Raw genomic sequence first — 22,801 nt, forward strand, 5'->3', positions numbered from 1 at the left:
TTAGAAACCTTTGCCTTCCTGTCGTGAATGTCGATAATGCCAGCTTTACATACGGAGAAAGGACTTGTTGAGAGCAATCGCAGTGGTTGTGCTGATCAGCGGATTGATCGCACTTGCGGTATTGGGCCCTAATTGGCTGATGTCGACAGAACATGAAGATGCCTTGTCCACCCTGATGTGCGATCTGGATACCGGCCCCTGCCAGTGGAAGATGAATGGCAGCTTGTGGGTAGCAGAGCTCGAGCGCGGCCGCGTCGGCGACCAGGGGCAGGAGTACCGCCTGCAGGTGCACACCAGCGCCAACCCTGACCGCTTGCTGGCAGTGCTGAGGGGCGAATCCATGTATCTGGGTGAGTATCCGGTGCCGCTGGACAACACCGGCGTTGACGGCGGCATTGACGCTTGGGAAGCAACGTTCACCGCGCCGTTCTGCACCACCGAGCCTGAGATGACCTGGCGCATCGATCTGCAACAGGGCAATCAGCCAATGTCGGATCTGCCGGTAAAAATGGTGTTTCGGGCAGAAGGCCGCACGAACTGAGTCGGCGGCCTGCCTGACCGACACCGAGAAAAAGAAACAACAAACTTCCAGGGACGAACCGATGGACTATGGCGACAGCGTTCAGAAAGTACTTCTGAGAAAAATCCGTAAAACCGAGCAGGATCTGCTTCAGTTGAAGCTGGATTATTGCCGATTCATCTTCGGGTTGACTCACCGGGCCACGGTGCTGGTTGATGGTCAACGCTACCTGGTGCGCTCCGTCGACGTCGACAGCATGGTCACGTTGGAGGATGGCGGCTTTGGTAAACCTGCGGTCGCGGGTGTGCCAGCAGAGGCCGAGAACACCTCGGAACCGATTAATCTCGGCGCCGACTGGACGCTGGCCCAGAGCCCAGCGGTCAAATAAACGCGTTTTGAACGATGGCGTTGTAGACGCTGCTGGGTGGTGGCACGAAGCGATGGGATCGCCAGTGCTCTGCGGCGTCCATACCGTGGCGGAAACATGCCAGCCAGGCGTTGTTACGGGTGAGGGTGGCCAGTGTTTGCAACGCCTCGGGCTGCAGAACCGGGGTCTTGCGGCTGGCAATCTGTGCCACCAGACTGTACAGGGTGTCCGTGTGCCTCAATGACCTTTCGCACAAGGCACAGGCCGCACCATTCAGCCAGGCCACGGCAAACTGGCTGACTTCCGGCGGTGCCGTCTGCCAGTCCAGTCCCTGCTCCCGACAATCCCGCTCCTGTAAGCCGATCAGAATATGCAGCTGCGTGAGCAAGTCGGTGCGGTCTATGGCTGCCCGCATGGGCGTAGGCCTCGGGGCCGCGAAGGGCATGGTGGCCGTCGCGGCGGTCGGCACGTCGCAGGTTGCTGACAACGATAACGGCTCGTGACGCGCCAACGTGGCCACCCTAAAGGCAAGCACGATCACCAGCGCCCCCAGACTCAGTTCCGTTAGCAATACCAGCCCATCAATCATGAAATGCGATGCCCTGAATGTTGATTTCGTTATCCAAGTGTAACGGACTGTAACCAGCGGTGAAGCTACTTCCGTCCCAAAACGGCGAATAGCGCTGAACCGAACACCGGAACTGTGACTTAACAAGCAGCGGCGTTGAGGTGGCCGTTCAGCAGGTGGGCATGGTTTGCAGGGCGAGTTTGCGGCGAATATATCGCCCGAGGATATCAATGCCGATATTGAGCAGGGCGGTGATCAGGATCAGCACCATGGCGCGATCAAATCGGATCTGCTGGATCGCGCTGTCTACGTAAAAGCCCAGGGTGTATATCCCCAGAATCCCTAGAATCGCGGTCTCCCGCATGATGATTTCCCAGCGATAGAACAGGAACGCGAGGAATGACCGGTAAACCCGGGGCACCAGTTCCCAGCTGTACCGGTTGAAGCCGTTGGGTGCATCCGGTCGCAGCTGCAGGGTGTTGGTCTGCCGGCCAATCAGATGGCCGATAATGCCCCCGTTATGGAGGGCGAGGGCAACGGCGGCTGGCAGCATCGACGGCCCCCAGAGTTGCAACAGTATGTACGCAAGAATGTATTCGGGAGTGGAGCGTGCGATCACCAGAAACACATGCCCGGAGGTGCGCCTCACAGGGCCGCCGAAGTGATTCGATATCAGCGGGAAGGCAAGCAACGCCAGAATGCCGGTAGCCACCAGCGCAATCTGTGTAAGCAACAGAGTATTCCAGATCCCGGGCAGGGCCTCGTTCAGCATCAGGTCGTTGAACCAGGCACCGAGATCAGCCAGCCCTTCGCCGTTGCGTATCGGTGCCGGAATGATGTCCTCGGTAAAGAATCGTTCCACGTTACCCCAGACAATCGGCATCCCTTCACCCAGAAAGAACGGCGCGCTGAGCACGTACACCGGCAGCAGCTTCGGTTTCACCCACAGTGGAATGGTGGCGATCAGCACATAGAACATAATGAGCATGGCCCCGGCTTCGGAGTAGAGCCCCTGTGAGAAGGACGTCTCCAGATAGAAGCCCAGCGTGGGCAGACCCACGAATCCGAGGATGGCACTTGAGCGCAATCCGCACTCCAGGCGATAGGCGGTGTAGGTACGCATCTGTACCCAGCAGTCGGGAATGCGGGCGTACAGGAACGCAGACACTACACCGGTTCCGGGTGGTAGTAGCCGGCCGGGAACGGGATCGGACTCTTCCAGTATTTCAGAGTAAACCTTGGCAAAAATGCCCGCGTAGGGAATGGCAATGGCCAGCACCCCGGTCAGCGGATGAAAACCAAAGAACTGCAGGAAAATCAGCGCCCAGAACAATTCATGAATGGCACGTATAAAGGCGCAGAACACGCGCACCGGGTAAAACCGATAGACCAGCGACAACAGAAAGCCACAGGCGGCACCCAGTGCCACACCCACAAATGCAAACGCGACGGTTCTGAGCAGCGCAGTGGCCAGGCCCTCGGTACTGAAAAAGTCGGGGGTGGCCACGCCCAGAAAAAATTGCCCCAGATCCCGCCATGGGTTGACGGTGGTGATGGCAATGTCAGCGAAAAACAGCGCGGCAACGGCGATGGCCAGAAAGAGCAGGCTGATTTTTGCAGTGGGTGAGAGATACATAGGGTCGCGCGTCGCCTGTCAGTAGAGCGGCATAATGTCGGCGGCGGTCAGCCTGTCGCTGGCTTCATCAAGGGCAATCTGGCCGTCCTGAATGCCGACAACGCGGGTGGAATAGGTCAGCGCCATATCCACATCGTGCATCGCGATGACGCTGGTGGTGAACCGTCGGCTCAGTGCTTTCATGACCAGGTGCGCCATGGGAGCATCGAGGGCAGATATGGGCTCATCGGCCAACAACAAGTTCGACTGCCGGTAGATCGCCCGGGCAATCGCCACGCGCTGGCGCTGGCCGCCGGACAACGACGCCGTCGGGGTCCAGAACTTGTCGGCCATGGCCAGTTCCGTCAGCAGCTGACGCACGCCGTCTCTGTCTTTGCGAAACGGTCTGACCAGGGTCACCGTGTTGTACCAGGCGGAGTGTGAGTCCAGTTGGCCCATGAACACGTTATGGAACACGGGCAATGCGTTCACCAGCCCGAGATCCTGGGGCACCAGCGACGCGTGTCCGTCGACTCGCTGGTGGATCAGCTTGATCAAGGTCGACTTACCGGCGCCGCTTCTGCCCACCAGCGCAACGCGTTCGCCGTCCTTCACATGGAGAGAGAGCGGGCCAATGACCCGCTCTCCACCAAAGGAGGCCGTGAGCCCCGCAAACTCAAATCCTGACATCAATCGAGGATTCCGATTTGCTCCGCAACGGTACGGATGGGCTCGTAGTTCTCGTTAGAGGTCGGGATGAAGCCGCTGCGCGGGAAGCTTTCCAGCAATGCAGGGTCGTCCATGGCCAGTAACGCTTCGCGCACTTTGTCCATGAAGCCGTCACCGTAGCGCTCGTCGATATCGCCACGGATGGTCCATTGGTAGTTGGGGTAGGCCGGTGTTTTCCAGATGACTTTCACATCGTCGGTATTGATGTTGCCGTCTTCCAGTTCTTTCTCCCAAACGGCGTAGTTGATCGCACCCACTTCATAGGTACCGGCTTCCACCAGCCGCAAGGTGCGGGTGTGGTTGCCGCTGAAGCCCACGCGGGAAAACACATCTTCCGGCGCTTCGTTAAAGATGGTGCGGATGTGATATTCCGGAATCAGGCGGCCGGACGTGGAGCCCTTGGAGCCGAAGGTGAAGGTCTTGCCGCGAACTTCTTCTGGCAGGGTTTCGGATCGTTCAAGACCGGTGCTCTTGTGGGCAATGAAGTAGTTGAAGAAGGCCTGGTCTTCCACGCCCTGGGCGATAGCCTGAGATCCAGGTACCAGCTCCCGTGCCTGGACGCCGGAAAGGCCGCCGAACCATGCCAGTTGGACCTGGTTATTGCGAAACGCGGATATCGCCGCGGCGTAGGACTTCACCGGGATGTACTTGACCTCGACATCCAGTTCCTGCTGCAGGTAATCGGCAATACCGCGGAAGCGCTCAACCAGTTTACTTTCATCCTCATCAGGGATGGCGGTGAATACGAACGTTTGGGCGGAAGCTGCAAAGGGAATTAACACGATCAGGCTGGAAAGCATCAATTTCCGTATAAAGCTCATGGCCATTTTTATTTCCTTACGAACGGTGGATTTTTCAGGGTGTTACTCGAGTGAATGAGGATACCTTGATTTACCCCAGGCATGAACAGCTATACGATTTCCAGCTGGAATCAGCTCAGCCCGTGAGAGTGGAAAACGTTAATCATGCAATTGGCATGAACCAAAAGGCTTGTTATGGACATCCAGATACTGACACCAGCACCGCCAGGGTCGAGGGCGGGGAACCGTGCGACGGCAGAGCGTTGGCAACGATTGCTCGAGCAGGCCGGTCATCGGGTTCGGGTGCACACCGAGTTGTCATCCCAGCCGTGCGACTGCTTTATTGCGCTGCACGCCTGGCGCAGCCATGAAGCCATCGAGGTTTTCCACCAGGCCCGTCCTCAGGTACCGTTGATTGCCGTACTGACAGGGACCGACATCTACTACCACCAACATCAATACCCCGATGACACTCTTCGCTCAATGGCGCTGGCAGACGCTCTGGTCGGACTGCATCACCGTGTGGCTGAGGACATTCCGGAGGCGTTCCGGAGCAAGTTGGTGACCGTGTTGCAGTCAGCGGATCGGATTCCAGCCGCGGAACCGGAGCAAGGCCGGGCCGCCACAGGTGCCGACGCGTTCGAGGTGTGTGTGATCGGACATCTGCGGGACGAGAAAGACCCACTCAGAGCGGCGCTGGCATGCCATCATCTGCCCGCCGAATCACGCATACGCGTCACCAACGCGGGCAAAGCCCACAACCAGGAATGGCGCGTTAAAGCGGAACTGGAGCAGGCCCATAACCCCCGCTTTCAATGGGTCGGTGAGCTCAATAAGGCAGACACCCAGGCGTTGATGGCACGCTCCCGCGTGATGGTCATCAGCTCTGTTATGGAAGGTGGTGCCAATGTGGTTTCGGAAGCCTGCCGGGCCGGGCTGCCGATTCTGGCATCCGACATTTCCGGTAATCGGGGCATACTGGGTGACGACTACCCGGGGTATTTCCGGGTCGGGGATGAGCGACACCTCGCCGAACGCCTGATGCGAGCGGACACCGATGCGGGCTACCTGGCAAGCTTGCAGGCGCTGGTGTCGGACAAGGCGTCCCAATTTGTTCCAGAAGCGGAGCAGGGCGCCTTGCTGCTGGCGATAGAACAGGCCACCGCCAACAGCAAAGCAAGGCTCAATCCCGAAGGGTGATGGGCTCGATGGGCCCGCTTTCGTCCTGAGGCAGAACGCGACCGATGATCGCTGTGTGCGGGTAGCCCAATGCCTTGAGCTCGCGCACGCAATCTTCCGCAGCGTTCGCCGGAACACTGGCCAGCAGACCACCTGCGGTCTGGGGATCAAAGATCAGTGGATAACGGGGGTGTTTAACCCAGCGCTCCTGATCTCGAATACCCCGACGAAGACGGATGTTAGCCGGCTGCAGCGAGCTGAGTATTCCCGCAGTTGCGGTCTCCTCCGCGCCCGGCAGAACCGGAATGGCAGAAAGGTCAAGTTCTGCGTCAACACCCGACGGGCGGGTCATCTCCACGAGGTGACCCAGCAACCCGAACCCGGTAACGTCGGTGCATGCCTTTGATCCATGCCTGTGCAGGCATTGCGCTGCGCGCAGGTTGGACTGAATCATGGACGCCAGTGCCGCATCGATCCAGCGGCCTTTGGCGGCCAGTCGGGCGTGAGCCGCAAACAGGGTTCCGGTTCCGATAGGCTTGGTGAGAATCAGTACGTCACCGGCCTTAAGCCCGCCTTTGCTCATGACATCGTCAGGATTGATCAGGCCATTCACAGCAAAACCGAGGGCCAGTTCCTTGCCTTCACCGGTATGCCCGCCCACCAACGCGCAACCGGCCTCGTTGAGTACCTGTACGGCACCAGACATCATCTGGAAAACCACGTCCTCAACTTTGGATTCTATGCCATAAGGCACCGTGGCAACGGCGGTTGCGCTCTGTGCTTCTGCACCCATGGCAAAGACGTCACCGAGGCTGTGGTTGGCAGCCACCTGACCAAACACGTAGGGGTCATCAATGAAGGCGCGGAAAAAGTCCACGGTGTGCACCACCGCCTTGCCCGGCGGCACTCGCAACACAGCGGCGTCGTCCGGTGCGTGCAGGCCAACGAGTATGTCATCCCGCTCGATCGGCCGCAGTTCACTCAGCGCTCGCGACAACACCGTACTGCCTACTTTAGCGCCGCACCCGCCACACCGCATGGCCACCGCCGAAATCGCCTGAGAGGCCTCTTCAGGGCTTTGTGCGGCGGCGGTATCCGGTAGCGCCGTGTTTTCCTCCATCGGGGGCAGATCGCTGAATTTTGCCATGAACCGTTGGTCGATCCAGTTTTTCCAGCGCCACACCCAGGTGCCGGCAACTGAGAAGTCGCCACGGGAGGCCACCGCAAACTGATCGCCGGTACTGATCAGGGCAAGCCATTTTTTCTGGGGATTGAATGCCTTGGCGGAGCGGCCGGTGGCCATCCGTTTCAGGTTGTCCGCCAGCGGCGGTCCCTGACGCACCGCAAATACGCCAGCCTTCTCCCGGGGATGGTTGATAACGTTGGCAATATCACCGGCGGCGAAGATGGCATCGTCGTTTTCCGCCTGCAGTGTGTCCCTCACACGGATAAACCCGCCGTCATCCAACGCAAGCCCGGTGTCAGCCAGCCATGCCGGACCGCCCGCACGGGTTACCCAAAGCACCTCATCCACATCAAAGCGTTCGCCGGCTTCAGTTCGGAGCCGACCGGCTTCCACCTCGGCAACCGCCGAACCGAGATGCAGTTTTACGCCTCGGCTGCTGAGTGTTTCCTGGAACACCGCACGAACCTTGTCATTGTGCGTCGGCAGAATCTGCGACGCCGCGTCAAACAGGTGGAAGTGCAAGTGATCGGGATCCATGCCCCGCTGCTTGAGTTCATTCCGCAGACGGAACTGCATGGCGAGGGTGAGCTCGACACCACCAGCACCGGCACCTACCACGGCCACCGTCATCGGGCCCTGGTGGTTTTCGATCCGCGTCAGCAGTGCAAGCCAGCGGTTGTTGAAACCGGTAATGGGTTTCACGGGTACGGCGTGCTCTGCGGCTCCGGTGACGTCCGCAACCCGCGGAGATGAGCCGATGTTCACCGACAGCAGATCGTAAGGCACGTCGGGCCGATTACGGCACAGAACCCGTTTGCGGTTCCGATCAATTCCGACCGCTTCATCACGGTAGAAACGTGCACCGGCGTATTCTGCCAGGCGACTGAGATCAATGTGCACGTCATCGTAGGAGTAGTGGCCAGCCACGTACCCCGGCAACATGCCGGAGTAGGGGGTGTGAGTGTCGCGGCAGATCAGCGTCAGCCGCACACCCGGAACAGGGTTCATGGCGAACCGTTTCAGAACCCCAACGTGGCTATGCCCGCCGCCAATCAGGACGATGTCCCGTAATACAGGCTGCTCAGGCGTTCGCATTAAAGTGCTTTCTTGGCTTCGTCAGACAGCGTTGCAAAACCCTTCATTTTTGCGAAGGCCTGCAGCTTTTCCTTGTCGGCAGCGGATGGGTTGGCAATCTGATCAATCGACGTGATTCCGGCTTCCTGCATTTTAGTGGCAGTGGCCGGCCCGATACCTTTCACCCGGGTCAGGTCACTCTTGTTTGCTGGCTTGGCCGCTTTGGCTGCCGGCTTGGCCGGAGTTTTCCTCGCAGGCGCCTTTTTGGCCGTCTTTGTGCCGGTTTTTGCCGGACTCTTGGCCGCTGCAGTCTTGGCCGCCGCTTTGACCTTGGGTTTCGTCTCGGCCAGTTTCGCAGAGGCGGCATCGCTGGCCGCTTTCAGTTCTTTTTTCGCGTCTTTACCGGCAATGCCCAGACGCTCCAGAACGTTGTTCTGCAGTTCCTGAAACTCGCTCATGCGGCGCTCGAACTCATCGTTAAACCGCTTCATTTCACGGTCGCGCAGCTCATCCACTTCCTTGAGAAGCTTGCGAACCGGTTCCTGAACCTGGTTCTGCAGGTTGTCGAATTGCTTAAGAGCGTCGTTGATCAGGCTTTCAATCTGTGAGGACGTCTTCTCGAATTCCTTGTTCACTTTTTTAACAATTTTATCCACGCTTGGCTTGGCTTTCTTGCCCATGAAGAGTATCTCCTTGCGGTTTGTTCAGAGTAAGGGAGTGCTGGATCAGGCCGTTTGCTGTAAGCCGGAGGCCGAACCGGGGGAACGCCGTGATTTCAGAGATTTCTTTTTATTGACCACCTCGCGAATGCGACGCAGCTTCTCCGCCAGGGGAGAGTTCCCCGCATCAGTGAATTCAAAGAAATCAATGGAGTAAAAGAAGTTGCTGCAGTGTTTTCTGCGCTCTGTGACCAATCCGGACACACCTTCTGCCTGTATGTTCTCGAAGGGCATGTCCATGATCAGATCAATGATGACGGTGTCGCCGGGATTGAACACCTTGTCGGTTTTCATCACACAGCCGAAGTTATCGAACTCGAACAGCCTGGCTTCCACGGTTTCCCTGCGAAAGAGTCCCCGTTTGATGCGAAAGCGTGCGATCAGGTCTGGTAATGCTTCGTTCATGAAAAAATCTCGAGCTCTTCTGTGATCCCGGAAGACCCGGGTGGCAGTGAAACCGCGAATGATTGATTAAACAATAGCCACACTTCCTGACTTTGGCAACGACGCAGACTCGATTTCACAACAAGGTCAGCGCCATACAATGAAACGCTCAGGCAACTCATCAACTGCCACAGGCCTCATGCCAGGCCAACTTACCGGGTTTTGATCTCATACATGTCGGTACGCCGATCCTTCAGGTTGGTCACGGACCCCTCGTTGCGTACCAGCTTCAACTTCTCCAGATCCATGTCGGAAAACATGATCATTTCTGTGTTCGGGGTGGTCTCTGCCATCACCGCATCGTGGGGGAAGGCGAAGTCCGAGGGTGAAAATACGGAAGACTGGGCATACTGGACGTCCAGATTTTCTACCTTTGGCAGGTTGCCGACACTGCCGGTGATCACCACATAGCACTCGTTCTCGATGGCACGGGCCTGACCACAATGGCGAACCCGCAGATACCCGTTCTTGGTGTCGGTCCAGAATGGCACGCAGATGATGTCGACTTCCTGGCTTGCCGCAATGCGCCCAAGCTCCGGGAATTCGATGTCGTAACAGATCATGATAGCCACCCGACCGGCGTCTGTATCAAACACCTGGAACTTGTCACCCCCTTCTATGACCCAGTCTCTGCGCTCGTGGGGGGTGATGTGGATTTTCCGTTGTTCATCCACCCGGCCGTCCCGATGGCAGAGGTATGACACGTTGTAGACCCGGTCATTCTCCAGCAGCGGCATAGAGCCGGTAATGATGTTGATGTTGTAGCTCACCGCCATCTCCGACATCTCGTTGCGGAATTGCTCGGTAAAGCCGGCCAGGAACCGGATGGCCCGGGTCTGGTCCATCTGGTCGGTCAGGCCCATCAGCGGCGCATTGAAAAATTCCGGGAACAGCGCAAAGTCGCTCTTGTAGTCAGAGAGGGCGTCGACAAAGTATTCCACCTGCTTCAACACTTCGTCCACAGAGGTGAATTCCCGCATCTGCCACTGCACCGCGCCCAGGCGCACCTGGGTTTTCTTGGTACTCAGCACCGACGTAGGCGGAGTGTACAGAATGTTTCGCCATTCCAGCAGGGTAGCGTAGCCCAGCGACTTCTCATCTTCCGGCAAATACTTGTGCATCAGGCGGGTGACCTGGAAGTCGTTGGAGAGCTGAAACGTCAGGATTGGGTCGTAGATTTCCTTGCGGTCGACACGCTGGATGTACTCAGCCGGCGAGTACTGCTCGGAATACTTGTGGAAATTGGGAATGCGGCCGCCGGCAAGGATCGCGCGCAGGTTCATGGAACGGCACAGTTCCTTGCGGGCCTCGTAAAGCCGCCGGCCCAGACGGTAGCCCCGGTACTCCGGGTGAATGAATACATCAAGACCGTACAGAGAATCTCCCTTCGCGTTGTGCCAGATTTTCTCGTTGCGCAGAATCAGATCGTCGTAGGTGTGGGGGTTGCTGAAGCGCTCGTACTTGACGCAAACGGTCAGCGCTACAGCGATCAGTTCACCGGAATCCTCGATGCAGATCTGGCCGTCGGGAAACTGCTCCACCAGCGCTTTGATGGTGTCTCTCGGCCAGGCACCACCGATATCGTCGTAAATGCGATCCATCAGCTGTTGAAGCTGGTCGTAATCATCCAGGGTAAGATTGCGGAGATTAAGGTGCAGCTCTTCATGGGCCATAACAGGGAGGCTCCCGGCAAAAGAATGAGAAGTTCACGCCCGATACAGAGGTATCAGGGTCAGCGATCTGTCCGATTTTAACAGATGGCACTAAAGACTTCGCATAAAGGACGGAAAGACTTACATAACTTCCTTGATTATCCTGCTCATGCACCAGAGCCTGTCACGCGGCATCAGCGGCTGAATACTTCCAGCCGCCGGCGGAGGTTGCTGAGAGTCTGGCGGCCGATGGTGCGGGATTCCTCGCTCAGGAAGGGGTTGCGCAGCACCACAACGTTGCGCTGGTCCAGGGCGAGTTCCTCAAGTGGCTTACCGTAGTACGTTCTCAGGAAGTGGCCGAAGCTGCCGTCCACAATGGCCCGCTCCATGCCAAGCTGAACCCGGTGAGCTGTCAGGTAGTCGTCCGGTGCGGTAAAGAAATAGGAAGGCATAGGGTAGGCGAGCAGGAGGGTAGGCTCGATCACCAGATCGGGGTCGTCCTCGATCGCGAGATCGAACGTGACCTCACTGACGCCGCGGGCAAAGCAGTCGAAGCGATCATTCCGTAACATCCGGAACAGAATCTCATAGCGGGTATGTGTAACGACCGGAATGTCATTGACTTCCAGAATGTCGGTGTCCGGCCAGTGCAGACCCTGCCCAATGCGGATGCCCCGGTCCCGTATGTCCTCCACGGATTTCACACCATCGAACAGGGGTAGGGAATGAGGGCGTACAACGCATACCCGGAATCCCAGGAGGCCGCCATCAATGGGGATCGGGATTGCCAGTAACGCCGACTCCCGCTCCCGACTGCTGGCCACGTTGGCAATGTCGATCAGCTTGCTGCGGGATTCTGCCATCTCGCGCAGCACGCGCCCCTGACCCATCTCAACACTACGTACGACGCGGAAGTCGCCGTATTCCGGTGTCTTGGCAAGCGCAAGCTGAAGCAGTGCCAGAATGGCCGGGCTGTCAAAGTTTCGGTACCAGAGTTTGTATTCCCGCACCGGTGGGGGCTGGTACTTGTCTGCAGCAGACACAGCCGCGGCGACGGGCTCCAACAGAAAAAAAGACAACGCCAGCACCAGTGCAACGCGCACGGCGGGTTTTCTCCAGCACCGAGGACTGTCGGAATAGCTGGCCATGCTTGGCTTTTCTCCCTGCTTCCGGATTGCGGGATCGTCGTTTTCACGCAGTTTAGAACATAATTCGCAGATGTAACTGTGCCTAATTCTAAAAAACTGTAAAAGACGCTTGCGAAACCCGGAACCGGCCTGCAATCATTCCATCACTCGCCGCAATGGCCTCTATCCCCGCACTTAACGGAATACAGCATCATGGCATTCATTGACAGCCTTATAGGCGCTACCGGACAGTGGGTATCCAGCAGTGATCCCAGGGCACCGATCACCAATCCCGTTGCATGGCTGAAGAAAACCAGCGGCTACGCGGCGGTAAACCGGATTATTGGTCTGGCCATCCCATTTGCGCCGCGAAACGGGTTCAGTGTTGAGGAGGTTCGCCCCGGGTTCGTCAAGGCACGAATTCGGCTAAAGGGAAACAAAAACCACTTTGGTAGCCTGTACGCGGGCGCCTATTTCCTGGTGGCGGAAATTCCCGGAGGCGTGCTGACGTTATTCGATCTTGGGCCGGCATACACGCCGATTCTGAAAGAGATGACCCTGCAATTCCTGCATCCTGCAAACTCGGATGTCACCGTGACCTTCGAGCTGGATTCAGACACCGTGAGGGCGATCAAGGCCGAAGCCGATGAAACCGGCCGTGCCGCATTTGCCCTCGAGGGCATGCTGTATGACAACGAAGGCAATCACGTGGCCACGTCCATTGCCCAGTATCGGGTTCGCAAGAAGGGCTTCACGCCTCGCTGAGATCGCCCAGCGTCTGCAGAAAAATCTCGCCGTATTTTTCCAGTTTTGCGGTGCCCACGCCGTTCACTTCAGCCAGTTCTGAGAGCGTAGTGGGCCGCCGTTCGAGCATGTCAAACAGGGTGGTGTCGTGGAAAATCACGTAGGGCGGCACGCCCTGTTTGTCCGCCAGTGCCTTGCGACAGGCTCGCAGGGCTTCCCATCCGGCCTGGTCGGTAATCTGGTCACTGATCTTCGCCTTCGCACTGCCGGAGCCCGAGCGCCCTGAGGACTTCACCGGTACCGGGTCCTTACGAAGCTGGATGGGTTGCTCACCCTTGAGCAGGGGGCGGCACTGCTCGGTGAGTTGCAAAGAGCCGTAGCCCTCCGGGTCCGCCCGCAAGTAGCCGTTGGCCACCAGTTGGCGAAAGACCGATTTCCAGTCATTGGCGGACAGTTCCGTGCCGATACCAAAGGTGGACACCTTGTCGTGGCCGAACTGGCGTACGCGCTCGTTGTCGGAGCCTCGCAGGACATCGATCAGGTAGGTCACGCCATAGCGTTGCCCGGTTCTGAATACGCAAGACAGGGCCTTCTGCACCGCCACGGTGCCATCCCAGGTATCCGGCGGCACGAGACAGGTGTCGCAGTTGCCGCAGGGCTCATCCAGAGTGTCGCCAAAGTACCGGAGCAGCACCTGCCGCCGACAGCTGGTCACTTCACACAATCCGAGCATGGCATCCAGCTTCTGGCGTTCAACCCGTTTGAACTGATCGTTCCCCATGGACCCTTCGAGCATCTGGCGCAGCTTGATAACATCCTGCAGCCCGTAGACCATCCAGGCTGTGGAGGGCTTGCCGTCCCGACCGGCCCGGCCGGTCTCCTGGTAATAGGCCTCAAGGCTTTTCGGCAGGTCCAGGTGCGCCACGAACCGCACGTCGGGCTTGTCGATACCCATGCCGAAGGCAATGGTGGCCACTACGATGACTCCGTCTTCCCGCAGAAAACGTTCCTGATTCCGCGCCCGCTCAGGCGCATTCAGGCCGGCGTGGTAGGGCAGAGCGGTGTAGCCTTTGTCCGACAACATGCGCGCGGTTGCGTCTACCTTGTTCCGGGACATACAGTACACAATGCCACAGTCATCATCATGTTCTGCTTTAATAAAGTCCAGCAACTGCTTGTTTGCATTTGTTTTCGGGGATATCCGATATTGAATGTTCGGGCGATCGAACCCGCTGACAAAGTGGCGGGCCTCGGTGAGTGATAAACGCTCGGCAATCTCCTGTCGGGTGCGTTCATCGGCGGTTGCGGTCAAGGCAATCCGCGGCACCGTGGGGAACTCCCGCGCCAACAGGCTCAGCTCCAGATAATCTGAGCGGAAATCGTGGCCCCACTGAGAGACACAGTGGGCTTCGTCAATGGCAAACAGGGAAATGGACGCATCGTGCAACAGATCCCGGGTGCGCGGCTGGATAAGACGTTCCGGCGCGCAGTACAGCAGGTCGAGCTCGCCGGTCATCAGCGCGTTTTCGGTGTCGCGGGCCTGGGCGTAATCCATGGTGGAGTTCAGAAACGCGGCGCGAACGCCGAGCTCGTTCAGGGCGGCAACCTGATCCTGCATCAGCGCGATCAGCGGGGATATCACCACCGCCGTACCCGGACGGACCAGCGCGGGCACCTGATAGCAAAGGGATTTACCACCGCCAGTGGGCATCAGTACCAGGGCATCGCCGCCACTGACCACTTCACGAATGATGTCGCCCTGCAGCGGGCGGAACGTTTCATAGCCGAACACCTCGTGCAGAACCTGCTCGGGGTCTTTGAGGGAGAGGGTCGGGCGTTCTGTGCTGAGCTGATCGAAGTCCATGGATTGCCAGTGCCGGGATGCGGAAAGGGTCGCTGCCATACAATGCGAAGTGCGAAATGATACCAGATTCGCCAGCTCAGTTGAGGCAAATGCCGTGGATAAACGCTACAATATCGCGATTTTCAGGGTCATCGCCCCCGAAGTTCAGCCCTTGACTGACACCGAAAACAACAGGAACTCCATGCAGGAATTTGACGCCATCCGTCCCTATTCGGACGAAGAAACCGGCTCTGCCATCCAGCGCCTGGTGAATGATCCGGAATTTCTCGACATGATTGCCCGTTTCAAATCCCCCGCTTTGGCCCGTTGGGCGCCGGCGCTGGTGAGGGTCTGGATCAAGCGTTGGCTGGTCAGCAATTTCGGGCATCTGCAGCGGGTGGATGATCTGCAGTCCAAGGTGTCCGGTCACGTCAGCGAACTGGTGGATCATACCACCACCCGGGTGACTCAAAGCGGGCTGGAAAATCTCGACAAGCACAGTGCCCACCTGTTCATCTCCAATCACCGCGACATCGTGTTCGATCCCATGGTGGTGAACTACCTGCTTTATGCCAATGGGTTCAACACCACCCGCATTGCGATTGGCGACAACCTGTTGGCGAATCGGGTGTTTGCCGAGATGATGCGGCTGAACAAGAGTTTCGTGGTGCGCCGCAACATGACCAGCCCACGGGAAATGCGTGACGCTTACATCATGCTGTCCGGATTCATCAATCACAGCATTGATACCAATCACAGCATCTGGATAGCCCAGCGGGAGGGGCGCGCCAAAGACGGCCTCGACGTTACCGATCCGGCTATCATCAAGATGTTCTACATGAGTAAGAAGAAAAGCGGCCTGGATTTCGCGGAAGCCATGAATCGCCTCCACATTGTGCCGGTCTCCATCGCTTACGAGTACGACCCCTGTGACGTCGACAAGGCGAAGGAGCTGGAAACCCGCGCCCGCACCGGCAGCTACACCAAGGCGCCGGGAGAGGACACTAAACAGATCATGAAGGGGCTGACAGGATTCAAGGGCCACGTGCACGTGCACTTCGGTGCCCCGATCGCCGATTCGCCGGGTAACGCCAGGGATCTGGCTGCCCGCATAGACCGGGAAATGCACGCCAACTACCACCTGCATGCGTCCAATCTGGTGGCTCACCGGCAACGGGGCATTCATCCCCAGGCCCACACCACGCCAGATACCGTGACCGATGCGGTGGTTACCGCGGAAGCCTGGTCACCGGCGGAATTTGAGGCCGCGGAGTCCGAGATGGAGCGCCGGCTCGAGCACTGCGAACCGACCATCCGGCCGTATCTGCTGGACATGTATGCCAACCCGGTGGTCACTGCGCTGCAGGCCAGTGAGCCAGCAGCCGATCACCAAACTGACGATTGAGGTATGTTTGTGCCGGAACTGAAGTACATCGAACTGGAAACCAATCCGAACCCCACCGCTGCCGTGATCTGGCTGCACGGGCTGGGCGCCAGCGGTCATGATTTCGAGCCGGTGGTTCCCGAACTGGGCCTGCCCGCCGACGCGGCTGTCCGGTTCCTGTTCCCCCATGCCCCGGAGCTGCCGATTACCATCAACGGCGGCATGATCATGCCCGGCTGGTATGACATCAAGGGCATGAACATTGACCGGGTAGTGGATACAGCACAGCTGAAAGTGTCTGCCGCCGCCGTCGCCCGGATGATCGACCGTGAGATCGAACGGGGTATCCCGGCGGCGAACATTGTGATTGCCGGGTTCTCCCAGGGTGGCGCCGTGGCCTACGAACTGGGCCTGAGTTATCCCCAGCGTCTGGCCGGAATCCTCGCTCTGTCTACCTATTTTGCAACCGCAAAAACGGTGGAGCCATCAAAGGCGAACGCCGGCCTGCCCATCAATGTTTACCATGGTACGTTTGATCCGGTTGTTCCGGAATCCCTGGGGCGCCGAAGTGTGCAGCAACTGGAAGCAATGGGATTCCAGCCACGCTACGAAACCTTCCCGATGGAGCACAGTGTCTGCCTTGAAGAGATCCAGGACATCGGCCGCTTTATCGAGCAGCACGCACTCTGACGACACGCACCTCGGGCTCACAACCAGACCATGGCCCCCATCTCCAGCGGGTGGGTCAACCCCTGGTGGTAGGGGTAAACGCGGATGCGCAGTGATTGCAGTCCAGGATAGGGGGGCAGAATCCGCGTTGAGAATACCGTTGCCCCTCCGGTGTCCGCGTCGGTATTAGTCGCTGTGTTGTGCTGAAGCAGGAACCGATCCGGGCCCGGGCAGTCGTGGGTGCCGGTGCATTCCGCCGTCACCAGACACTCTACCCGCACATCCTCCGGCCACAGACCATTGAGCTGAACATTGACCGACAGCGAGATTTCTTCATCGTGGAGACAGGTTGCGGCGACACACTGGTTGACCGACAGGGACACCCCGGCCCAGTCCTGTCGGACCCGCTGCTTCCATTCCGCCAGTTCGATGGCCAACCGGCTGCTGTCTGCGGCCAGCTTTATGCCTTGCATTGTGGCAGGCCGGTAATACCGCTCGACGTAGTCCATCACCATTCGCTGGCTGTTGAACCTTGGCGTAATGGTCTTCATGGACGCTTTTGATCGCTGGACCCAGCCTTTGGAATAGCCCTGGGAGGCGCGGTTGTAATAGAGCGGCACAATCTCGAACTCAATCAGATCCAGCAGGTCACGGGCTTCCTCCTGATTGCGAAATTCCAGGTCAAGTTCCGTGCTGCGGGGGTTGATTGCCCAACCATTCTTGCCGTTATAGCCCTCGCCCCACCAGCCATCCAGCACACTCAGGTTGAGGGCGCCGTTCAGCGCGGCTTTCTCACCGGAGGTGCCGCTCGCTTCCTTGGGGTATTCCGGCGTATTCAGCCACACATCCACGCCACTGAGCAGTCGTCGGGCCATCGCCTGGTCGTAATCTTCCAGCAGGATGACGTGCCCCATCAGCGCCGGTTGCATCGACAGGTCGTGGATCACACGAATCAGCTGTTGCCCGGGTTTGTCCTTGGGATGCGCCTTGCCGGCGAACACCAGCACCACCGGGCGTTCAGGGTCAGTAAGCAGACGTTCCAGACGGTCGAGATCCGAAAAAATCAGCGTGGCGCGCTTGTACGTGGCAAAGCGGCGGGCGAACCCGATCACCATGGTGTCTTTTTCCGGCGACACCAATTGACGCGTCATGCGTTCGGTTACCGAGTGACCAGTGCCGTTGCGCCGATGCTGGCGCTTGAGACAGCGAACAATGTAATCACCCATCTGCTGCTTGAGCGCCTTGTGCACGCTCCAGTAATGGTAATCGGGGATCCGGTCGATGAACTCCCAGAACTCCGTATTCCGCAACTCGCTTTTCCAGGTCGGGGCCTGGATATCGAACAGGCTGGACCATTCCGGTGCCAGGAACGTCGGCACATGCACACCGTTGGTGATGAAGCCCATGGGGTTCTCTCTAGCCGGCACCTGGGGCCAGATGTCACCCTCCATACCAGACGCAACCCCGCCATGAATCCGGCTGACCCCGTTATGAAACCGGGACCCACGTAAGCCCAGACTGGTCATGTTGAAGGAGTCGCCGGAGGATTTGGAGCCCAACTGGAAAACCGACTCGAACTCCAGGCCCGTCTCGGCGAGGTAAGCAGCGAGATGATGCTGAACCAGTGCGCGGGGAAAAATATCGTGGCCCGCCGGCACCGGCGTGTGAGTCGTAAACAGTGTGGCGCCGGCATTGAGCTCCAGCGCCGCTTCAAAGGACAGGCCGTCAGCCATGGCCTGGCGGCAACGCTCGAGGATCAGAAAAGCGGCGTGCCCCTCGTTAATGTGCCAGACCGTGGGGCAGAGGCCGAGAGCGCTCAGCACCCGAGCTCCGCCAATACCCAGCACCATCTCCTGGCTGATGCGGGTGGTTTCATCACCACCGTACAGCTGCAGGGTCAGTTCCCGGTCACCAACCGTATTTTCCTCAACGTGGGTGTCCAGCAGATATAGCCGGATATGGCCGACCCGGGCTTCCCAGACCCTGGCGTGAACAAGGCGGCCCGGGAAGGGCACGGATACCCGCAGCGGCTCACCTTCCTGTTCGACCAGTGATATGGGCAGTTCGTGGCTGTAATGGGACTGGTAGCGAGCAATCTGCTGCCCTTGGGCATCGATGGTCTGGATAAAATAGCCTTGCTGATACAACAGGCCTACCGCCACGAACGGCAGCCCCAGGTCACTGGCGGCCTTGCAATGGTCACCGGCGAGAATCCCCAACCCTCCGGAGTAGATCGGAAAGCTCTCGTGAAAGCCGAATTCAGCGCAGAAATACGCCACCAGCGCGGTGTCAGGATCCAGGCGGGTGGTTACCTCCGGCCCGGGTTCGGCGTCCAGATAAGCATCGTAACTGCTCAGTATGCGGCGATACTCGGAGAGAAAGGCGCGATCTTCGGCCGCTTCTTCCAGGCGGTTCTGCGCAACCCGCCGCAGAAACAGCTTCGGGTTGTGCGCCACTTTCTGCCACAACCGCAGGTCAATCCGCGCAAACAGGCTTCGAACACCGTGATCCCAGCTGCAGAAAAGATCGTTGGCCAGCTCGTCCAGGCGGGTGAGTGCCTCAGGGATGGTAGGCCGGGCTTCCAGTTTGAATTCAGTGGCGTTGTGCATGATTGTCGCCTCCCACAGGGGCTGCCCCGTTAGTCATCATCCGTGCTCTGGCGGGCGGCCAGAGCCTGGCGGTAGATGTTGGTGTATTCCCAGGCGCGGGTCTGCCAGGAATAGTCACCGGCCATACCGTTGCGTTGCAGCTTGCGCCAGGTTTTCGGATCCCGGAAAGCGTCCAGCGCCCGGTCGATTGCCGCACACAGGGCCGGGGGTTCCGGTTTGCTGAAGGTAAATCCGTTCGCCTGATCGGCGCTCGCGGTTTGCGGGTCGAACACCGTATCAGCCAATCCGCCCACCCGGTGTACCACAGGTACGGTGCCGTAGCGCATGCTGTACATCTGGTTGAGCCCGCAAGGCTCGAACCGTGACGGCATGATGAAAAGGTCGATGCCGGCAGTGATGCGGTGGGCCAGGGTTTCGTCAAAGCCGAGTGTCACCGACAGCTGTCCGGGATGGTGTTCGGCCAGATCGAGCGCAGCCTGTTCGTAGTCACGCATACCCGAGCCCAGAATTACGCACTGGCAACCGCTGTGCAGTAACTCCGGCAGAACGGCCAGCAACAGATCGATGCCTTTTTGCTCCACCATCCGCCCGATAAAACCCAGTATCGGGCCCTCGAAGTTGGTGTCGAGACCGACCTGCCGCTGCAGATCCCGTCGGCATAGCCGCTTGTTTCCCAGAGACCGGGCACTGTAATGATGGTCCAGGAGCGGGTCGGTTTGCGGATCCCAGTGGCGGGTATCGATCCCGTTGAGAATGCCGGTGAGGGCCGGATGCCGGTAGCGGAGCAGCCCATCCAGGCCGCAGCCCAGCTCCGGTTGGCAGATTTCCCGGGCGTATCCGGGGCTGACCGTGGTCAGGAGGTCGCTGAACACCAGCCCGCCCTTGAGAAAGGACAGTTGGTCGTGAAATTCCAGCCGATCGAAACGCCAGAGCGCGTCTGGTAACTCCAGGGCCCGGAAGACGCCGTGGGAGAAGAGCCCCTGGTACGCCAGGTTGTGGATGGTGAACACCGTTGCCGGTCGCTGGCGAGTGTTACTCAGAAACACGGGGACCAGCCCGCTCTGCCAGTCGTTGCAGTGCACCAGGTCCGGCACCCAGTCAAGGCCAGCCTGGCCAAGCGCCATCCGCGCTGAGACCCGGGCGAACAGACAGTAACGCTGGGCGTTATCCGCCCAATCCTGGCCTTCGGCGTTCTGGTAGGGGCTACCCGGGCGGTTAAACAGAGGCTGGCAATCCACCAGCCACAACACGACAGCGGTGCCGGGTAACCGTGTCTGCCAGAGTGTCACATCGTAGCTCTCGACATTCAGCTGCGCCCTCCGGCAAGCACCGCTGGCAACGGCCACCGCCATTGCTTCGGGGTAGCCGGGGAGAACTATCTGCACGTCGTGATCCATCGTGCACAGGGCTTCCGGCAAACTAGCAGACACGTCCGCGAGCCCGCCGGTCTTGATCACCGGGTGCACCTCACTGGTCACAAAAAGCACCCTGGTCACAATGGCTGCTCCAACACCACCGCACCCAGCGGGGGCAGGGTGAGCGCGATGGACTGGGCCTGTCCCATCCAGGGCTGTGAGTCCGCGGTGAGCGGCAACGGATTCCCCAGATTGCTGCCGCCGTAGTATACGGAATCAGAGTTCAGTCGCTCAGTCCAGACACCGGAGCTGGGCACGCCAACCCGGTAATGGTATCGGGGCAACGGTGTAAAATTAATGATGACGATGACCCGTTGTGCCTCTGCCTGCCTGAGGAAGCTGATCACTGACTGGGTGGAATCGTGACAGTCGATCCAGGCAAAGCCATCGGGTCGGTAATTGGCCCGGTGCAGGGCCGGCTGTTCTTTCAGCAGGTAGTTAAGATCCCGCACCAGCTGTTGCAGGCCCAGGTGCTCGTCCTGCTCAAGCAGTGACCAGTCCAGCTCCCGTTTTTCGCTCCATTCCCGGCGCTGGCCGAACTCACCGCCCATGAACAGCAACTTCGCGCCAGGGTAGGTAAACAGATAAGTGAGCAACAGCCGCAGGTTGGCCCTTTGCTGCCAGTCATCTCCGGGCATCTTGTTCAGCAGGCTGGCTTTCTCGTGCACAACCTCATCGTGCGACAGGGGCAGCAGAAAGCTCTCACTGAACGCGTACAACACGCCGAACGTGAGCTTGTCGTGGTGGTATTGCCGGAATACCGGATCCTGGCTGAGATAATCCAGGGTGTCGTGCATCCATCCCATGTTCCATTTCAGGCAAAATCCCAGCCCACCCACCGATTCCGGTCGCGTGACCTGGGGCCACGAGGTGGACTCCTCAGCCATGATCATGGTGCCGGGGTAGCGCTCGCGGCAGATCTGGTTCAGTTCCCGCAGGAATTCGATCGCCTCGAGATTTTCGTGGCCACCGTGGATGTTCGGCAGCCAGTCGCCCTCGTCGCGGGAGTAGTTCAGATATAACATCGACGCCACCGCATCCACCCGCAGACCGTCAATGTGAAAGGTGTCCAGCCAGAACAGCGCACTGCCAATCAGAAAGTTGCGCACTTCATGGCGGGCGTAGTTGTAGATCAGGGTGCCCCAGTCCTGGTGCTCGCCCTGGCGGGGGTCCTCATGTTCGTACAGAGCGGAACCGTCAAACCGCGCCAGGGCGTGGGTATCCTTGGGAAAATGGCCGGGCACCCAATCGAGCAACACCCCGAGGTGGTTGCGGTGGCAGCAGTCCACGAAATAGCGAAAATCGTCCGGTGTGCCGAACCGGCTTGTGGGCGCATAGTACCCGGTTGTCTGATAGCCCCAGGATTCATCAAGGGGGTGCTCGGTAATCGGCAACAACTCGATGTGGGTGAAGCCCATGTCCCGCACGTAGGGCACCAGCTGGTCGGCCAGTTCGCGGTAATTCAGCCAGCGCCCTGACCCGTGAAGCCGCCAGGAGCCGGCGTGTACTTCGTAGATCGAGAGTGGCTGATCCCGCCAGTTCCAGCAGTTGCGATGGGCCAGCCAATCACCATCGCCCCAGCTGAAACGACTACGCTGAGTCACCACCGCTGCCGTCGCCGGCCGGGGTTCGAAGGCTTGACCGTAGGGGTCGGTCTTGATCAGTTGTTCACCGTCGCCGATGGTAATGGCGTATTTGTAGAGGGCACCTGCAGCCAGCTGCGGCCGGAAACACTCCCAGACACCACTGTCCTGGCGCTTATGCAACGGGTCAGCGCCTGGCTGCCAGCCGTTAAAATCACCGATCACACTGACGGCTTGCGCAGCGGGCGCCCAGACTGCAAACCGCACGCCTTCGTCACCACCGTAGCGGCAAAGGTGAGCGCCCAGCACGTTATAGATGTGCCAATGCTTTCCCTGTCCGAAAAGGTGCAGGTCGAATTCGCTGAGGCTTGGGCTTTCCATAGTCCGAAGAGCTTCCCGACGTGTTCTGTTTCTGGTTCCGATCCATTGGACGCCAATCAGGCTGATCAAATAATGATCAGCGACAAGTTTTCGTCATGTTGTCGATGCTAACCTTTCAGCCATGATTGATACGTCAAAATATAGTCTATTATTCCTTCAGGGGCAGACGAGGGAAGCCGAAGACCGACAGGGT

The 22,801-nt window shown here is 58.8% G+C and carries 19 protein-coding genes; 6 read left to right on the top strand and 13 right to left on the bottom strand.

What is annotated here, in order from left to right; all coding sequences use genetic code 11:
- Positions 1-64: 64 nt before the first annotated feature.
- Both MLC70_RS01580 and MLC70_RS01585 read left to right on the top strand, forming a co-directional pair.
- Positions 65-541, top strand: coding sequence for a hypothetical protein (locus MLC70_RS01580; RefSeq protein WP_248181202.1), 477 nt, complete (start codon positions 65-67; stop codon positions 539-541).
- A gap of 61 nt (positions 542-602) precedes the next feature.
- A complete protein-coding gene (locus MLC70_RS01585; protein ID WP_248181203.1) occupies positions 603-908 on the top strand; it encodes a hypothetical protein in 306 nt (101 codons plus the stop codon).
- Here MLC70_RS01585 and MLC70_RS01590 read toward each other — a convergent pair.
- The 4 genes from MLC70_RS01590 to MLC70_RS01605 form a co-directional block, all read right to left on the bottom strand.
- The gene (locus tag MLC70_RS01590; protein WP_248181204.1) at positions 901-1,476 is read right to left on the bottom strand and encodes a hypothetical protein; all 576 of its coding nucleotides are present in this window, start codon (positions 1,474-1,476) and stop codon (positions 901-903) included. The two genes, MLC70_RS01585 and MLC70_RS01590, sit on opposite strands and share 8 nt — an antisense overlap.
- Before the next feature lie 148 nt (positions 1,477-1,624).
- On the bottom strand, positions 1,625-3,091 hold the full coding sequence (locus MLC70_RS01595) for a PhnE/PtxC family ABC transporter permease (protein WP_248181205.1): 1,467 nt from the start codon (positions 3,089-3,091) through the stop codon (positions 1,625-1,627).
- A gap of 18 nt (positions 3,092-3,109) precedes the next feature.
- A complete protein-coding gene (locus MLC70_RS01600; RefSeq protein ID WP_248181206.1) occupies positions 3,110-3,760 on the bottom strand; it encodes an ATP-binding cassette domain-containing protein in 651 nt (216 codons plus the stop codon).
- Positions 3,760-4,626 (bottom strand): putative selenate ABC transporter substrate-binding protein, encoded by an 867-nt coding sequence (locus tag MLC70_RS01605; RefSeq protein ID WP_427902080.1) that lies wholly within the window; start codon positions 4,624-4,626, stop codon positions 3,760-3,762. The genes MLC70_RS01600 and MLC70_RS01605 overlap by 1 nt, the downstream gene beginning before the upstream one ends.
- 168 nt (positions 4,627-4,794) lie before the next feature.
- Between MLC70_RS01605 and senB the strand changes: the two genes are divergently transcribed.
- Positions 4,795-5,799, top strand: coding sequence for a selenoneine biosynthesis selenosugar synthase SenB (senB, locus tag MLC70_RS01610; protein WP_248181208.1), 1,005 nt, complete (start codon positions 4,795-4,797; stop codon positions 5,797-5,799).
- On the opposite strand, the gene selD is transcribed toward senB, so the two are convergent.
- From selD to MLC70_RS01635, 5 genes are all read right to left on the bottom strand, one after another.
- Positions 5,783-8,059: a selenide, water dikinase SelD gene (gene selD / locus MLC70_RS01615; protein WP_248181209.1), complete on the bottom strand. Its 2,277-nt coding sequence runs from the start codon at positions 8,057-8,059 to the stop codon at positions 5,783-5,785. The genes senB and selD overlap by 17 nt on opposite strands.
- Positions 8,059-8,718 carry a helix-hairpin-helix domain-containing protein gene (locus tag MLC70_RS01620; RefSeq protein ID WP_248181210.1) on the bottom strand — a complete coding sequence of 220 codons (660 nt, stop codon included), beginning with the start codon at positions 8,716-8,718 and terminating at the stop codon, positions 8,059-8,061. Before MLC70_RS01620 ends, selD begins: the two co-directional genes overlap by 1 nt.
- Before the next feature lie 45 nt (positions 8,719-8,763).
- Positions 8,764-9,162 carry a hypothetical protein gene (locus MLC70_RS01625; RefSeq protein WP_248181212.1) on the bottom strand — a complete coding sequence of 133 codons (399 nt, stop codon included), beginning with the start codon at positions 9,160-9,162 and terminating at the stop codon, positions 8,764-8,766.
- Positions 9,163-9,353: 191 nt separating this feature from the next.
- Positions 9,354-10,874 carry a bifunctional GNAT family N-acetyltransferase/carbon-nitrogen hydrolase family protein gene (locus MLC70_RS01630; protein ID WP_248181214.1) on the bottom strand — a complete coding sequence of 507 codons (1,521 nt, stop codon included), beginning with the start codon at positions 10,872-10,874 and terminating at the stop codon, positions 9,354-9,356.
- Between the two features lie 173 nt (positions 10,875-11,047).
- Entirely contained in the window at positions 11,048-12,001 is a 954-nt protein-coding gene (locus MLC70_RS01635; RefSeq protein WP_248181216.1) for a hypothetical protein, read from the bottom strand.
- Between the two features lie 192 nt (positions 12,002-12,193).
- On the opposite strand from MLC70_RS01635, the gene MLC70_RS01640 reads away from it, so the two are divergent.
- A complete protein-coding gene (locus MLC70_RS01640; protein ID WP_248181217.1) occupies positions 12,194-12,745 on the top strand; it encodes a PaaI family thioesterase in 552 nt (183 codons plus the stop codon).
- On the opposite strand, the gene recQ is transcribed toward MLC70_RS01640, so the two are convergent.
- On the bottom strand, positions 12,732-14,627 hold the full coding sequence (gene recQ / locus MLC70_RS01645) for a DNA helicase RecQ (protein WP_248181219.1): 1,896 nt from the start codon (positions 14,625-14,627) through the stop codon (positions 12,732-12,734). The two genes, MLC70_RS01640 and recQ, sit on opposite strands and share 14 nt — an antisense overlap.
- 142 nt (positions 14,628-14,769) lie before the next feature.
- On the opposite strand from recQ, the gene MLC70_RS01650 reads away from it, so the two are divergent.
- Positions 14,770-15,972: a 1-acyl-sn-glycerol-3-phosphate acyltransferase gene (locus MLC70_RS01650; protein ID WP_248181220.1), complete on the top strand. Its 1,203-nt coding sequence runs from the start codon at positions 14,770-14,772 to the stop codon at positions 15,970-15,972.
- A 3-nt stretch (positions 15,973-15,975) separates the two neighbouring features.
- Positions 15,976-16,641, top strand: a complete 666-nt coding sequence (locus MLC70_RS01655; RefSeq protein ID WP_282448233.1) for an alpha/beta hydrolase — start codon at positions 15,976-15,978, stop codon at positions 16,639-16,641.
- Positions 16,642-16,658: 17 nt separating this feature from the next.
- Here MLC70_RS01655 and glgP read toward each other — a convergent pair whose 3' ends face one another.
- Genes glgP through glgB form a run of 3 tightly spaced genes read right to left on the bottom strand, consistent with a single transcriptional unit; the run spans position 16,659 to position 22,608 of the window.
- Positions 16,659-19,229, bottom strand: a complete 2,571-nt coding sequence (gene glgP, locus MLC70_RS01660) for an alpha-glucan family phosphorylase (RefSeq protein WP_248181223.1) — start codon at positions 19,227-19,229, stop codon at positions 16,659-16,661.
- A gap of 29 nt (positions 19,230-19,258) precedes the next feature.
- Positions 19,259-20,725 carry a glycogen synthase GlgA gene (gene glgA, locus MLC70_RS01665; protein ID WP_248181225.1) on the bottom strand — a complete coding sequence of 489 codons (1,467 nt, stop codon included), beginning with the start codon at positions 20,723-20,725 and terminating at the stop codon, positions 19,259-19,261.
- Positions 20,722-22,608: a 1,4-alpha-glucan branching protein GlgB gene (gene glgB / locus MLC70_RS01670; protein WP_248181227.1), complete on the bottom strand. Its 1,887-nt coding sequence runs from the start codon at positions 22,606-22,608 to the stop codon at positions 20,722-20,724. The genes glgA and glgB overlap by 4 nt, the downstream gene beginning before the upstream one ends.
- Positions 22,609-22,801: the final 193 nt, after the last annotated feature.

This window comes from Marinobacter goseongensis, from assembly GCF_023156235.1.
Taxonomy (GTDB): domain Bacteria; phylum Pseudomonadota; class Gammaproteobacteria; order Pseudomonadales; family Oleiphilaceae; genus Marinobacter; species Marinobacter goseongensis.

Coding starts and splice junctions, on each gene's coding strand:
- glgB (WP_248181227.1), bottom strand. CDS start 22,608: ATGGAAAGCCCAAGCCTCAGCGAATTCGACCTGCACCTTTTCGGACAG.
- MLC70_RS01605 (WP_427902080.1), bottom strand. CDS start 4,626: ATGGCCATGAGCTTTATACGGAAATTGATGCTTTCCAGCCTGATCGTG.
- MLC70_RS01595 (WP_248181205.1), bottom strand. CDS start 3,091: ATGTATCTCTCACCCACTGCAAAAATCAGCCTGCTCTTTCTGGCCATC.
- selD (WP_248181209.1), bottom strand. CDS start 8,059: ATGCGAACGCCTGAGCAGCCTGTATTACGGGACATCGTCCTGATTGGC.
- MLC70_RS01635 (WP_248181216.1), bottom strand. CDS start 12,001: ATGGCCAGCTATTCCGACAGTCCTCGGTGCTGGAGAAAACCCGCCGTG.
- MLC70_RS01640 (WP_248181217.1), top strand. CDS start 12,194: ATGGCATTCATTGACAGCCTTATAGGCGCTACCGGACAGTGGGTATCC.
- MLC70_RS01590 (WP_248181204.1), bottom strand. CDS start 1,476: ATGATTGATGGGCTGGTATTGCTAACGGAACTGAGTCTGGGGGCGCTG.
- senB (WP_248181208.1), top strand. CDS start 4,795: ATGGACATCCAGATACTGACACCAGCACCGCCAGGGTCGAGGGCGGGG.
- MLC70_RS01655 (WP_282448233.1), top strand. CDS start 15,976: ATGTTTGTGCCGGAACTGAAGTACATCGAACTGGAAACCAATCCGAAC.
- MLC70_RS01620 (WP_248181210.1), bottom strand. CDS start 8,718: ATGGGCAAGAAAGCCAAGCCAAGCGTGGATAAAATTGTTAAAAAAGTG.
- recQ (WP_248181219.1), bottom strand. CDS start 14,627: ATGGCAGCGACCCTTTCCGCATCCCGGCACTGGCAATCCATGGACTTC.
- MLC70_RS01600 (WP_248181206.1), bottom strand. CDS start 3,760: ATGTCAGGATTTGAGTTTGCGGGGCTCACGGCCTCCTTTGGTGGAGAG.
- glgP (WP_248181223.1), bottom strand. CDS start 19,229: ATGCACAACGCCACTGAATTCAAACTGGAAGCCCGGCCTACCATCCCT.
- MLC70_RS01585 (WP_248181203.1), top strand. CDS start 603: ATGGACTATGGCGACAGCGTTCAGAAAGTACTTCTGAGAAAAATCCGT.
- MLC70_RS01625 (WP_248181212.1), bottom strand. CDS start 9,162: ATGAACGAAGCATTACCAGACCTGATCGCACGCTTTCGCATCAAACGG.
- MLC70_RS01650 (WP_248181220.1), top strand. CDS start 14,770: ATGCAGGAATTTGACGCCATCCGTCCCTATTCGGACGAAGAAACCGGC.
- MLC70_RS01630 (WP_248181214.1), bottom strand. CDS start 10,874: ATGGCCCATGAAGAGCTGCACCTTAATCTCCGCAATCTTACCCTGGAT.